11 protein-coding genes are annotated in these 13293 nt (G+C 70.2%); 6 read left to right on the top strand and 5 right to left on the bottom strand.

Features of this window, described 5'->3' with window-relative positions; translation table 11 throughout:
- Positions 1-13: 13 nt before the first annotated feature.
- Entirely contained in the window at positions 14-3367 is a 3354-nt protein-coding gene (locus tag RS86_RS08630; protein ID WP_045271818.1) for an efflux RND transporter permease subunit, read from the bottom strand.
- A gap of 145 nt (positions 3368-3512) precedes the next feature.
- Here RS86_RS08630 and RS86_RS08625 point away from each other — a divergent pair, with 145 nt between their 5' ends.
- Positions 3513-3995: a nucleoside deaminase gene (locus RS86_RS08625; RefSeq protein ID WP_045271817.1), complete on the top strand. Its 483-nt coding sequence runs from the start codon at positions 3513-3515 to the stop codon at positions 3993-3995.
- Between the two features lie 13 nt (positions 3996-4008).
- Here the strand turns inward: RS86_RS08625 and RS86_RS08620 are convergent, their stop codons facing one another.
- Both RS86_RS08620 and RS86_RS08615 read right to left on the bottom strand, forming a co-directional pair.
- A complete protein-coding gene (locus RS86_RS08620; RefSeq protein ID WP_045271816.1) occupies positions 4009-4374 on the bottom strand; it encodes a fluoride efflux transporter FluC in 366 nt (121 codons plus the stop codon).
- Positions 4371-4778: a fluoride efflux transporter FluC gene (locus RS86_RS08615; RefSeq protein WP_052680168.1), complete on the bottom strand. Its 408-nt coding sequence runs from the start codon at positions 4776-4778 to the stop codon at positions 4371-4373. Before RS86_RS08615 ends, RS86_RS08620 begins: the two co-directional genes overlap by 4 nt.
- A gap of 446 nt (positions 4779-5224) precedes the next feature.
- Here RS86_RS08615 and RS86_RS08610 point away from each other — a divergent pair, with 446 nt between their 5' ends.
- Positions 5225-5965 (top strand): Pr6Pr family membrane protein, encoded by a 741-nt coding sequence (locus RS86_RS08610; RefSeq protein ID WP_152642124.1) that lies wholly within the window; start codon positions 5225-5227, stop codon positions 5963-5965.
- 2 nt (positions 5966-5967) lie between these two features.
- On the opposite strand, the gene RS86_RS08605 is transcribed toward RS86_RS08610, so the two are convergent.
- Positions 5968-7353, bottom strand: coding sequence for a flavin monoamine oxidase family protein (locus RS86_RS08605; protein WP_045271815.1), 1386 nt, complete (start codon positions 7351-7353; stop codon positions 5968-5970).
- 138 nt (positions 7354-7491) lie between these two features.
- Complete coding sequence (locus RS86_RS08600) at positions 7492-8334, bottom strand: MerR family transcriptional regulator (protein ID WP_045271814.1); 843 nt, start codon at positions 8332-8334, stop codon at positions 7492-7494.
- Between the two features lie 53 nt (positions 8335-8387).
- Here RS86_RS08600 and RS86_RS08595 point away from each other — a divergent pair, with 53 nt between their 5' ends.
- The 4 genes from RS86_RS08595 (at position 8388) to RS86_RS08580 (ending at position 13259) form a co-directional block, all read left to right on the top strand.
- Complete coding sequence (locus RS86_RS08595) at positions 8388-10919, top strand: glycogen/starch/alpha-glucan phosphorylase (protein WP_082076686.1); 2532 nt, start codon at positions 8388-8390, stop codon at positions 10917-10919.
- A gap of 86 nt (positions 10920-11005) precedes the next feature.
- Positions 11006-11587 carry a hypothetical protein gene (locus tag RS86_RS08590; RefSeq protein ID WP_045271812.1) on the top strand — a complete coding sequence of 194 codons (582 nt, stop codon included), beginning with the start codon at positions 11006-11008 and terminating at the stop codon, positions 11585-11587.
- A gap of 176 nt (positions 11588-11763) precedes the next feature.
- A complete protein-coding gene (locus RS86_RS08585; RefSeq protein ID WP_045271811.1) occupies positions 11764-12615 on the top strand; it encodes a DUF4097 family beta strand repeat-containing protein in 852 nt (283 codons plus the stop codon).
- The gene (locus tag RS86_RS08580; RefSeq protein WP_045271810.1) at positions 12612-13259 is read left to right on the top strand and encodes a PadR family transcriptional regulator; all 648 of its coding nucleotides are present in this window, start codon (positions 12612-12614) and stop codon (positions 13257-13259) included. The genes RS86_RS08585 and RS86_RS08580 overlap by 4 nt, the downstream gene beginning before the upstream one ends.
- Positions 13260-13293: the final 34 nt, after the last annotated feature.

Raw genomic sequence — 13293 nt, 5'->3', positions numbered from 1 at the left:
CCGCACCGCGGACTCAGTCGGACTCTGGCTTCCCCTCGGTGGGCTGCTCCGTGGCGGGCTGCTCCGTGGTCGGCTGCTCCGTGGTCGGCTGCTCCTCGGCGGGCTGCTCCGTGGCGGACTCCTCCTCGGCGGGCTGACCGTTCTCGCGCAGCTCGCGGCGGGTGGGGTGGTGCGGAGGCATCGAAGCGTCGTCCGCGGAAGACGCCTCGGTCGAGGCCGCTCCGGCGAGCACCGCGCCCGCACCGGCTCCAGCGAGCGGCGCTCCCGCTCCGGCGAGCGCCGCGTCCGCACTGTTGCCGGCCTTCGCCGCGCGCTTGGCGGCCCGGCGTTCCCTGGCGCCCTCGACGAGGTTGTAGAGCGTGGGCAGCACGAGCAGCGTCAGCACGGTCGACGACACCAGGCCGCCGATCACGACGATCGCGAGCGGCTGCGAGATGAAGCCGCCGTGGCCCGTGATGCCGAGCGCCATCGGGGTGAGCGCGAAGATCGTGGCGAGCGCGGTCATCAGGATCGGCCGGAGGCGCCGGGATCCGCCGGCGATCGTGGCGTCGTGCGCGTTCATGCCCTTCTCGCGGTACTGGTTCACCAGGTCCACGAGCACGATCGCATTGGTCACCACGATGCCGATGAGCATGAGCACGCCGATGAGGGAGGCGACGCCGAGCGGCACGCCGGTCGCGATCTGCAGCAGGATGGCGCCGGTCGCCGCGAACGGCACCGAGCTCAGCAGCAGGATCGGCTGCCGGAGCGACTTGAACGTCGCCACCATCACGATGTAGACGATGAGGATCGCCGCGAGCATCGCGAGCCCGAGCTGGCCGAACGCGTCCTGCTGCTGCGTGACCACTCCGCCGAGCGTCGCGTCGGCGCCGGAGGGGAGCTTGGCGCTCGTGATCGCCTTCGACACCGAGGTCGAGGCGCTCGCGAGGTCGTTGCCCTTCGGCGTGACCGAGACGGTCGCCGTGCGCTGCCCGCGCTGGGTCGTCACCGACGCCGGGCTCTCGCTCTGCTGAACGGTCGCGATCTGGTCCAGGCGGATGAGCCCTGCCCGGCTCGGGATCGTCAGGGCCTTCAGCTCATCGACCGTGGTCGGCGGGTTCGCGCTCTGCAGGAAGACGGTGAGCGAGGATCCGTCGATCTCCACGGATCCGATCTGCTGCGGACGCATCGACTGCGAGACGATGCCGCCGACCGCGACCTCGCTGAGGCCGTGCTGCGCGGCGGCCGCGCGGTCGACCTGCACCGAGACGTACGGCAGCGAGGCCGAGAGGTTGCTCGTGACCTGGTTGACGCCGGCCGAGCCCTTGAGCTTGGCGACGAGCGCGTCGGTCGCGTCGGTCAGCGTCTTCTCGTCCGGTGCGGTGATCTTCACCTGGATGTCGCTGGATCCGAAGCCCTGGGAGGCGGCGATCGTGATGTCGCCGACGCCGTCGAGCTTCTTCACGGCCGCGCGCACGTCGGCCTGGACGGTCTCCTGGTTCGCCGACGGATCCGTCGTGATCGAGTAGGTGATGCCGGATCCGCCGCCGGAGAACGCGTCCCGCAGGGCGGATCCGCTCGAGCCGATCGAGACCTGCACGGTCTTGATGCCCTTGATGTCCTTGATCGCCTCCTCGACCTTCTGCGCCGCCTTGTCCTCGGCGTCGAGGCTGGGCGCCTGGCCCAGGGACTGCGTCATCGTGAAGGTGTTCTGGCCGCTGGATCCGAGGAAGTTCACCTTCATGAGCGGCGCGGCGGCCATCGTGCCGATCAGCACGACGACGGCGAGGACGAGCGTGATCCACGAGTGGCGGAGCGTCCAGCGCAGGATCGGCAGGTACGCCTTCTGCAGCCGGGTCGGCGGGGCGTCCTCGTGCTCGGGGTCGATCGCGTGACCGTCCGCGCCGAGCAGCGGCTTGCCAGGGCGCAGGAACCAGTACGCGAGCACGGGCACGATCGTGAGCGCCACGAGCAGCGACGCCGTCATCGCGATCGTCACCGTGAGCGCGAACGGGCGGAAGAGCTCGCCGGTCATGTCGCCGACGAAGGCGATCGGCAGGAACACCGCGACCGTCGTGATCGTCGACGCGGTGACGGCCATCGCGACCTCGCGCACGGCGCTGATGATCGCGGCCTTCTTGTCGGCGCCCTGCACGTAGTGCCGTTTGATGTTCTCGATCACGACGATCGAGTCGTCGACGACGCGGCCGATCGCGATCGTGAGCGCGCCGAGTGTGAGGATGTTCAGCGAGTATCCGAAGGCCTGGATCCCGATGAAGGTGATGAGGACGCTCGTCGGGATCGAGATCGCAGTGACGAGCGTCGAGCGCACCGACAGCAGGAAGATCAGGATCACGATCACCGCGAAGACGAGGCCCAGCAGGCCCTCCTGGGCGAGCGACTCGATCGACTGCTGGATGAACGGCGCCTGGTCGAAGACCGTCTTGAACGTCGCGCCGGGCAGATCCTTCTTGAGCTGCGGGATGAGATCGGTGACGGCCTTGGACACGTCAACCGTGTTCGCGGACGGAAGCTTGGTCACCGCGATCGTGAGGGCCGTCTTGCCGTCGACGCGAGAGAGCGACGTGACCGGATCCCCGTCGATCTCGACCTTCGCGACGGATCCGACCGTGGCGCCCGGCGCCGTCCCGCCGATGAGTGGGATCGCTTGCACCTGCTCGACGCTCGTGAGCTTCTCGCCGGTCTGCACCGTGAGCGTGTTGTCGTTCTCGGTGATGGATCCGCCGGGGAACAGCGTGCCGTTCTGCTGCAGCGCGTCCTTGATCGCGCTCGAGGGGAGCCCGGCCGCCAGCAGGGCGGTGTTGTCGGGCGTGATCGTGAGGCGCTTGCCCTGCCCGCCGACGAGGGAGGCGGCGTTCACGCCCTTGAGCCGCTCGATCTTCGGGATGACCGTGTTCGTGAGGCGCTGCTGCGCCGTCTCCGCGTCGGAGAAACCGGTGACCGCGAGCTGGATCACGGGGAAGTCGTCGATCGACGCGGTGATGACCTGCGGATCCACGCCGTCGGGCAGCTGCGACTTGATGCGCCCGATCGCCTGGTTGATCTTCTGCTCGGCGGTCGCGAGGTTGGTGCCGTACGCGAAGGACGCCTGGATCACGGACGAGTTGGTCGTGCTCGTCGCCGTGGACGTGTCGAGGCCCGGAACGCCCTGGATCGCGGTCTCGATCGGGGTGGACACGTCGTGCTCGACGACCTCGGGCGAGGCCCCGGGGTAGCTCGCGACGATCGCGAGCTGCGGGAACTCGATCGACGGGATCAGCTCCTGCTTCAGGTTCGTGAGCGCGAGACCGCCGAACACCGCGGCCACGATCGTGATGAGCGCGATCAGCGCGCGGTTGCGCAGGCTCAGAACGGCGAGCTTCGACACGGGTCCCCCTTCGTAGCCCGGTGCGGAGGATCGGGCGTACAGGCCAGATTCTAGAACCCCCGGGTATCGTCCTCGTCACAGCCGGCGTCCGGATCCTCTGCGGCGGGCCCCTGGACGCGCACGGGCCCCTGAATACGATGGCACCATGCAGCTGAGCGCAGACGATCGTCGCTTCCTCGATCTGGCCGTCGAACAGGCCAGGATCGGCTGGGCGGAGGGCGGCATCCCGATCGGCGCCGCGCTCGTGCACGACGGCGAGGTGCTGGCCGTGGGTCGCAACCGTCGCGTGCAGCTGGGCAGCGTCATCCGTCACGGCGAGACGGACTGCCTGGAGAACGCGGGCCGGCTGCCGGCGCGCGTCTACCGGGAGAGCGTCCTCTACACGACCCTCTCCCCCTGCTACATGTGCGCCGGCACCGCGACGCTCTACGAGATCCCGCGCATCGTGATCGGCGAGAACCGCAGCTTCCAGGAGTCGGAGGCGTGGCTGCGCTCGAACGGCAAGGAGCTCGTGATCGCCGACGACGCCGACTGCATCGCGCTCATGGACCGGATGATGAGCGAGCGCCCCGAACTGTGGGCCGAGGACATCGGCGTCGAGGCGAGCGACCTCGAGCCCCGCTCCTGAGCGGGACGAGCGCCTAGCCCGCGAGAGCGGTGCCGAGCGCGAGCCCGGCGACGGCGGCGAGCACGCCGAGGATCAGCATGCCCACGGCGTTGAAGAAGGCGGCCCTGGACGATCCGTCCCGCCACAGCGCGACCGTGTCGAGCATGGCCGTGCTGAACGTCGTGTAGCCGCCGAGCAGGCCCGCCCCGACGATGAACGCCGCCCCGGGGAAGCCGCCCGTGACCACGCCCAGCGCGAAGGATCCGGTCAGGTTGATCACGAGCACGCCCCAGGGATACCGGGTGCCGACCAGGCGCGCGACGCCGAGGTCGACGAGGTAGCGCAGACCAGCGCCGACGCCTCCGGCGAGCGCGGCGTACAGGAAGATCAGCGGGCTCATCCGTGCGCCTGCGTGTGCGAGGAGCGGGGCCGGGCGAGATCGAGTCCGAGCGCCGCGGCGCCGAGGCCGAGCACGAGGCTGCCGATCGCGTAGGCCGCAGCGAGCCAGGGCTGCGCGTGCCACAGTGTGACGCTGCCGACGGCGAACGCGCTGTAGGTCGTGAAGCCGCCGAGCACCCCGGTGCCGAGGAGGATCCGGACGCCGCTCGACGACGGCAGCCGGGCGGCGAGCACTCCGATGAGGAACGCGCCCACGACGTTCGCGATGAGCGTGGCCCACGGGACGGCGCCGAGGCCGCTCCCGCCCGGAGCCGGCAGCGCGAGCCCCAGTCCGAGCCGCGCGGCGGAGCCGATCACGCCCCCCGCCACGACGAGCGCGAGACGGAGCGGCACGGGCGAAGTCACGCCCGACAGCCTAGACCCGGGTCCCTTTCGGGGACCCTGCTCCGGGTTCGGGGTGCCCCTCGCTGCGTTTCAGCGTGTTTCGGGGCGCACTTCGCTGCGTTTTGGGGCGCACCTCCCCGTTTTGGGGCGCACCCCGCCACGAAAACCCGGCCCCACGCGCCCCAAAACGACAGAGTGCGCCCCGAACCAAGAACCTGCACCTGCTCCAACGACTCAAACCCGAACCAGGCCCGGGTCCCACGGCCCCAGCCGATACCCACGTTTCGGGGCGCACTTCGCCGTTTTGGGGCGCACCCCGCCACGAAAACCCGGCCCCACGCGCCCCAAAACGACAGAGCGCGCCCCGAACCCTGCCGCACGGCAGAGGGGGCCCGAACCGGGCCGTGCACACGCTCGAATCCCCCGGATCCGGACCGGGCACATCGGGGTTCCGTAGACTCGGCCGGGTGACGGGCGACCCGACCCGAGGGCCGTCGAACAGCCCGGCCGAGGAGGACGACGCGCGAGTGACCATGAGGATGGCCTTCGGCTGGTCGCGTCTGCTCACCGCGGGCGTGTGCGGAGTCGCCCTCGTGGACCGTCTGTTCTGGGGCCTGGGCTCGCAGACCATCGCCGGCCAGAACTACCTCGCGTATCTCACGATCGAGTCGAACATCGTGTTCGCGATCCTCGCCCTGATCGCCGGGATCATCGCACTGCGGACCCCGGAGGATCCGGCGTGGCTCACGACGGCCAGGGCCGTCGTGCTCAGCTGGACCATCACGGCCGGCCTCGCGTTCGCCCTGATCGTGTGGCAGGCGGGCCTGCACGGCATCCCGATCTGGGTGCCGTGGTCGGACATCGTGCTGCACTTCGCACTTCCCGCCTGGACGATCATCGCCTGGGTCTTCGGCCCCGGCCGGCGTGCCGCATCCTGGCGGATCGTGCCGTACGTCGTCCTGTACCCCGCCGTCTGGGGCGTGTTCACGATCTGGCGAGGGGGCGTGGTCGGCTGGTACCCGTACTACTTCCTGGATCCGCGACAGGTCTCGGGGACGCCCGAGATGATCCTGACGTGCGCGATCGCCCTGGCGATCTTCGCGCTCGTCGCCAGCGGCCTCGTCGCGCTCAGCCGGCTGCACACCATGGCCAGGACGGATCTGCACCGCACGCCGAGACCCGATGGGGACGAGCCGGATCCGGCCTGAGATCAGGGGGCGGGCGTCGCCGAGACGAAGAACCGGAGGGACTCGCGCACGGCGGCCTCCGCGTCGCCGTCTCCGAGCTTCGCGAAGGCTTCGGCCTCCGGCCCGCCGACCAGGCCGACGAGCACGGGCCTCCCGGTCACGGGCTGCAGGTTCAGCCAGGTGCGGATCGGGCCGTCGCCGCCGACGACGTGCCAGATGTCGGCGTCGACCTTCCAGAAGGCCTCGTCGAACTGCGCCCACACGGTCTCGACGTATCCCGAGGCGAGCGCGGCGATCGCCCCCCGGTGGCCGAACGGCAGCGGGGGTGCGAACTCGATCGCCTGATGCTGCAGCACGCCGAGCGGAGCGGTCACGACGACGCGGTCGAAGGACAGCGACTCGCCCGTGCCCAGACGCAGGCTCACTCCTGAGTCGTCATACGCGATGCGCGTCACGGGCGAGGCGAGCGTGACCTTGATGCCGTCGAGCGGCGAGTTCACGAGCACGCCGACATCGCCGTCCGCGCCGACGAGTGCGTCAGGGACGAACGCCGGCGGGAACCAGCTCGAAGCCTTCGCGGCGTCTGCGCCCGTGGTCGCCTGCACCCAGGCGAGGGCGGCGGCGAGCGCGGGGTCGGCAGGATCTGCTCCCGCCGCGGTGAGCGCGGCGTCGATCGGGACGTCGGAGGGCGCGTTCGCCGCCTTGTCGACGGCGTTCCGCAGCGGTCCCGCATCGATCGCGGGTGCGGCGCCGTCCTTCGACCAGCCGGTCGGCCGGTCGAACGTCACGCGGTGGACCCCCTGTGCGGCGAGCTCGCCCCCCAGGGTTCCTGCCCCCTCGCCCGCCGAGAGCCAGGCGCCGAGCTGCACCGGGATCGGCCAGGCCTTGTCGGCGACCGAGCGGATCCGGCCGCCGGTGCGCTCGCGCGCCTCGAGCACGGTCACCGTGCGGCCCGCATCGGCGAGGGCGCGGGCGGCGGCGGCCCCGGCCGCGCCCGCGCCGACCACGGCGATGCGCTCGCCGCTGGTCGAGGCCGCGATGAGCTGGGCAGCGGCGCGCTGGCCGGAGTCGATCGCGCCGGGAACCGTTCCGGGGTGATCCGGATCCGTGGCCTCTCCGGCGAGGAACACGCGGGCGCCGATCGGCACGGCGAGATCCTTGCGCAACTGAGGTGTCGTCCCGGCGGGCAGGTAGCTCATCGCCCCGCGGGAGTACGCGTCCGTCGACCAGGTGCTGCGCATCCAGGCCGCCGGCTCCGGTGCGGCGCCCGGCGTGACCGTCGGCGTCGGCGAGGGCGGGGCGGTGGTCGGCGTCTTCGTCGGCTGCGGCTCCGGCGTGCAGGCCGCGAGGAGCACCGCGACGGCACCGGCCCCGGCGCCGACGAGCAGGGTTCGCCGCGAGATGCCCATCGTGGTGCCAGCCTATCCCGGCTGCAGCGGACGGCACCGGGGGTCGTTAAGCGTCCTTCGTCTCGCTGCGCTCGCTCAGGAACCACCACCGGTCCCTGAGCGAGGAGCGCAGCGACGAGACGAAGGGCGCAGCCATCCTTACAGGTGGCCCTCCGCGTAGATGCGCAGGGCGTCGCGGACGAACTCCGCGCCGACCGTGCCGGCCGTTCCCGATCCCGCCGCCGCGGCCCGGTCCGCGTCGGTGGCGTAGTTCGCGCCGAAGCGCGGATCCGCCACGTACATCTCGCCGAGGCCGATGGCGTACGCCCTGCGATCTCCGGCCGCGCCGTAGGCGGGGGTGCCGGGGATGCCCGTGAGCCAGTCGACGTGGCGGCGGGCCACGTCCTGCGCCTCGGGCGATGCCGGATCCATGCCCGCTTCGGCGAGCGCGATCCAGCTCCGGTTGAGATCGGCGACGACCGCCTTCCACGCGTTCTGCCCCTCGGCGCCGAGCCCGCGCCACCAGCGGTCGCTGTCGGCGTAGGCCTTGGTGCCCCATCGGGACTCGACCTCGTCCTTGTACTGGGTGTGATCGAAGCCGTCGAACATGTCGTCAGGCATGAGTGCTCCTCCTTCTCTGAGTGTGGTGATGGTGTTCTCGACCGACGCGATCTGCCGCGCCAGCCTGGTCTGCTCCGCGCGCAGCAGCGCGAGGTGCTTCTCCAGGGCCGCCGCCTCTGGCGGCTCGGCGACCGGACGCGGCGGTCGGCCGGCTCCTGGTGCTCCGACGACCTCGGCGATCGCCGGCAGGCCCAGCCCCAGCTCGCGCAGCAGCAGGATGCGCTGCAGGCGCAGGAGCGCGCCCTGGTCGTAGTGGCGGTAGCCGTTCGAGGCGACCCGCGTCGGCGGCAGCAGACCGATGTCGTCGTAGTGCCGCAGGGTGCGGCTCGTGGTGCCGGTCAGCCGTGCGATCTCCTGGATCGACCAGTCCCGATGCGTCATGCGATCCTCCTTCCGTCGTCCATGTGACCACCGTAGAAGTTGACGTTGCGTTAATGTCAAGCGCATCGGGTGGATGCGACGGATCCCTGCGGTACGTTCGTCGCGTGACCTCCTCCGATGCCACCGCCCCGCACCCGCCCGTTCCCGCACTCGAGCTTCCGCCGACCGCGGACGGCTTCACCGCGCAGTTCCTGCGCAACCTCAACTTCGACGGCGGGGTGACGCTGGCCGACGCCAGCACGAACGACCGCTATCTCGCCCTCGCCCGCACGGTGCGCGACTATCTGATGCTGCATGCGCTGGCCGATCAGCAGCGCCAGGCCGGGGCGCAGGCCAAGGCCGTCTGCTACCTGTCCGCGGAGTACCTGCTCGGCAACCAGCTCGACAACGACCTGCTCGCGGGAGACCTCGCCGGGGTCGCGGCGGACGCCATGGCCGCCTGCGGGATCGACCTCGACGAACTGCGCCGGCACGAGATCGAACCGGGCCTCGGCAACGGTGGCCTCGGACGCCTCGCCGCGTGCTTCATCGACTCGCTCGCCACGCTCGGGGTGCCGAGCATCGGCTACGGGATCCGATACGAGTACGGCATCTTCCGCCAGACGTTCGAGGACGGCCAGCAGGTCGAGCAGCCCGACGCCTGGCTCACGCTCGGCGCCCCCTGGGAGCAGCCCCGTCCCGAAGCGGCGCAGACCGTGTCGTTCGGCGGCCGCACCGAAACGGTCGACGACGCCGGAACCGTCCGGTCGCGATGGATCCCGGAGTGGAACGTCAGCGCCGTGCCCTACGACTACCTCGTGCCGGGGTTCCGGAACGGTCGCGTGAACACCCTGCGGCTGTGGCGGGCGAAGGCGACGGACGCCTTCGATCTGCGCATCTTCAACTCCGGCGACTACGAGCAGGCCGTGCGCGCGCAGACCTTCGCCGAGAACATCTCCAAGGTGCTCTACCCCGAGGACTCCACCCCGCAGGGCAAGGAGCTGCGCCTCCAGCAGCAGTACTTCTTCGTCGCCGCATCGATCCGCGACTTCCTCGGCCGGCTGCCGGAGGACTTCGACCTCGCGCGGCTGCCCGAGCGGGTGATCTTCCAGCTCAACGACACCCACCCCGTGATCGCGGTGCCGGAGCTCATGCGCGTGCTCGTCGACGAGCACGGCATGGCCTGGGACGAGGCCTGGGCGGTGACGCAGCAGTGCTTCGCGTACACCTGCCACACCCTGCTGCCTGAGGCGCTGGAGGTGTGGCCCGTCGAGCTGCTCGGCCGCCTGCTGCCGCGGCACCTGGAGATCGTCTACCGGATCAACGAGGAATTCCTCGCCGCGGTGCGCGCGCGGTTCGGGGACGACGAGATGCGGATCCGCGACATGTCGATCATCGCCGAGTTCCCGGTGCGCGCGGTGCGCATGGCGTATCTCGCGACCGTCGCCGGAAGCAGGGTCAACGGCGTGGCCGAACTGCACTCGCAGCTGCTGCGCGACAAGGTGCTGCCCGCGTTCGCCGAGTTCTTCCCGGAGAAGTTCACCAACGTGACCAACGGCGTCACCCCGCGCCGGTTCCTGCGGCTCGCGAACCCCGGCCTGTCCACTCTCATCACCGACGCGATCGGCGACGGCTGGGTCACCGATCTGGAGCGGCTGCACGAACTGGAGCCCCTCGCCGAGGACGCGGCGTTCCGTGCGGCGTTCGCCGCGGTCAAGGCCGGCAACAAGCGCCGTCTGAACGAGGTGCTGCAGGCGCGCGACGGGATGCGGGTCGGCGACGGCCACCTCGTGGACGTCATGGTCAAGCGCCTCCACGAGTACAAGAGGCAGCTGCTCAAGGTGCTGCACGTGGTGAGCGAGTACGAGGGCGTCGTGTCGGGCCGCATCGCGCTCGCGGACCTGCAGCCGCGCACCGTGCTCTTCGGCGCGAAGGCCGCCCCCGGGTACGCGATGGCGAAGCGGATCATCCATCTCATCAACGCGGTCGGATCCGTCGTCAACACGGATCCGCGCCTCGACGGGCGCCTCCAGGTGCTGTTCCCGCCGAACTACAACGTCACGCTCGCGGAGAGCGTGATCCCCGCGGCCGACCTCAGCGAGCAGATCTCGTTGGCCGGCAAGGAGGCCTCGGGCACCGGCAACATGAAGTTCGCCCTCAACGGCGCGCTCACGATCGGCACCGACGACGGCGCGAACGTCGAGATCCGTGAGCTCGTCGGCGACGCCAACTTCTTCCTGTTCGGGATGACCGAGCCCGAGGTCGCCGAGATCGCTCAGGCCGGCTACCACCCCGCCGCGTTCTACCAGGAAGATGCCGGGCTCCGCCGCGCGATCGACCTGATCGCCTCGGGGGCGTTCTCCGGCGGCGACCGCTCGGTCTTCGAGCCCGTGGTCTCGAACCTGCTCTACGAGGACCGCTTCATGGTGCTCGCCGACTACTCCGCCTACATGGCGGCGCAGCAGCGCGTGGATGCCGCCTACGCCGACCAGGACGGCTGGACCCGCGCCGCGATCCTCAACGTCGCCCGCTGCGGCTTCTTCTCCTCCGACCGTTCGATCCGCGACTACATCGACCGGATCTGGCACACCCCGCCGACGACCTGAGGGCTGTCTCTCCCCGGCCGGCGGTTCGTGTGCCACTCAGCTGACGCATAGGCTGGCGATACACACGTTCCACCGGAGGGGACCCCATGACAGACAAGACCACGACTGCCGCGCGCAGATTCCCGCGACGCACCATCCTGAAGACCACCGCGTGGTCCGTGCCCGTGATCGCCGCGGCCGTGGCGACACCGCTCGCCGCAGCCAGCGTGGCCCCAGACCTGCAGCTCACCCCCTATCCCCTCGGCGACACCATTCACGGCGTGAGCCCCGACGGGCTGCAGAGCTACGATCTGGGCATGGTCGCCGCATTCGGCGCGACGACCCTGGGCACCGATCCGACGCCTGCCGGATCGGTGGTCACCCTGACGTTCGATTCCCGGCTGCTCAGCGGCCCGTGGCTCACGCTCGACGCCTACAACGGCACCGTCGTGTCGGTCACGGGCAGCACGACCAGCGGCAACGTGACCACGGCGACGTTCGTCCTCCCCGTGGCGGTCCCGGCCGGCACGGCACTGACGTTCTGGCCGCACTTCGCCCCGCCGGCCGGATCGACGCCGCCGTGGTACACCGATCTCAACGGGTATTCGGTGTCGATCGCTCCGCCTGCCGGCACGACCGATCCCGTCCTCGGCAACAACACGGTGACGTCGAACCCGGTCTACTCCTGACGCTTCCCCGTTTCGAAGCGCGCAAATGGCTGCATCCGATCCTTGGATGCAGCCATTTGCGCACTCTGAAACTCTCAGGAAGGAGAGGTTGACAGGATCGAGATATATCGTGTTATTGTGAAGACACGATATATCTCGATCGGTGGGATCGGGATCCTTGACTCAGGAGAACAGACATGACCGAGAAGTGGCTCATCGCCCCGGGGCAGGAGCGCGTGATCGACATCGAGCGCGCGTCGAAGCTCAAGATCGGACTCGTCGGCGGACAGGTCGACGTCATCGCGCACGACGAACCGGGGATCAGGATCGAGGTGCACAACGTCACCATCAAGGACCTGCGGGTCGAATCCGACGGCACCCAGATCGAGATCGATCACCCGCAGATCGGCTGGGACAACTTCCTCGAGGTGTTCCGCAACTTCGGCGCCGGCGGCCCCAAGGCCGAGATCAGCGTCGCCGTCCCCCGCGACATCGCCCTCAACCTGGGCGTGGTGAGCGCGGGAGCCCTCGTCTCCGGCCTCACCGAGGACGCCCGCCTGAACACCGTCTCCGGCGACCTGATCGTGGACACCCACACGGGCGACCTCAACGTCAACACCGTCTCGGGCGATGTGCAGGTGCGTGGGCTGTCCGGATCCGCCACCGCGAACACCGTCTCCGGCAGTGTCGCGCTGACCGGCGAGGTCCGCAAGGCGACGGTCGACAGCGTCTCCGGCGCGATGCTCATCGACGCGCACGGTCCGGTCAACACGGTGTCGCTGAACAGCGTCGCGGGCGACGCGACGGTGCGCCTGGACGAGAGCCTCGCCGCGAACTACGTCACCCGTACGATGAGCGGCCGCGTCACGATCGACGGCGTGCCGCGCGGATCGTCCGGCCCCTCGAACTTCACGGGATCCCGTGGCGAGCTGTCCGGATCCTTCGCGGACGTACGGGCGAACACGGTCTCCGGCGACATCACGGTGCTGCGCCGCGACGCCGCAGAGGCCCCGGTGTCGTTCACCTCCGAGGGAGAGGATCTGCTGTGAGCCCCGCGGTCTTCTCCCACGGCGATCTGCGTCTGTACCTGCTCGCGCTGCTGGCCGAATCGCCGCAGCACGGCTACGGGATCATCCAGGCGCTGACCGACCGCACGGGGGGCACGTACACGCCGAGCGCCGGCACGATCTACCCTCGCCTCGCGAAGCTCGAGGAGGAGGGCCTCGTCACCAAGACCGTCGACGGCCGCACCACGATCTACGCGATCACCGAGGCGGGCCGCGCCGAGCTCGCCGCCCGCGAGGGCGATCTGCAGGGCATCGAGGCGGGGCTCAACGACTCGGTGCGCCTCATCGCGAACGAGGTGCGCCAGAGCGTGCAGGAGGCCATGAAGAGCCTCCGCGCGGATCTGGCCGCCGCGGCCCGCGAGGAGCAGAAGGTCGCCTCCTCCTCGTCCTACCGGGAGGCCTCGGCGCGCGCCGACGAGCGGATCGCCAGTCGCGAAGAGCTGCGCCGCGCGGATGCCTCGATCAACGAGTTCCGCGCCAGGGTGCGCGCCGACCTGCGCACCCATGTCGCGAAGGGCGGCCTGCTGCCCGCGCAGCTCGTGAGTGACCTCGACACCGCGCTCGACACGGCGGCGCGCTCCGTCACCGCCGCCCTCGCCGCCGCGGGACTCGCCAGCGGTCGCTGAGCGAGCGCGGCCGAAGGCTCGGCCGTTTTGGGGC

It is taken from the genome of Microbacterium azadirachtae (genome assembly GCF_000956505.1).
In the GTDB taxonomy this organism is placed as follows: Bacteria; Actinomycetota; Actinomycetes; order Actinomycetales; family Microbacteriaceae; genus Microbacterium; species Microbacterium azadirachtae_A.
Note: the sequence above shows the minus strand (reverse complement) of the source record. Positions and strands in the feature narration are given on the sequence as shown.

Coding starts and splice junctions, on each gene's coding strand:
- RS86_RS08625 (WP_045271817.1), top strand. CDS start 3,513: ATGCAGCTGAGCGCAGACGATCGTCGCTTCCTCGATCTGGCCGTCGAA.
- RS86_RS08620 (WP_045271816.1), bottom strand. CDS start 4,374: ATGAGCCCGCTGATCTTCCTGTACGCCGCGCTCGCCGGAGGCGTCGGC.
- RS86_RS08605 (WP_045271815.1), bottom strand. CDS start 7,353: ATGGGCATCTCGCGGCGAACCCTGCTCGTCGGCGCCGGGGCCGGTGCC.
- RS86_RS08600 (WP_045271814.1), bottom strand. CDS start 8,334: ATGACGCATCGGGACTGGTCGATCCAGGAGATCGCACGGCTGACCGGC.
- RS86_RS08595 (WP_082076686.1), top strand. CDS start 8,388: ATGTCAAGCGCATCGGGTGGATGCGACGGATCCCTGCGGTACGTTCGT.
- RS86_RS08590 (WP_045271812.1), top strand. CDS start 11,006: ATGACAGACAAGACCACGACTGCCGCGCGCAGATTCCCGCGACGCACC.
- RS86_RS08585 (WP_045271811.1), top strand. CDS start 11,764: ATGACCGAGAAGTGGCTCATCGCCCCGGGGCAGGAGCGCGTGATCGAC.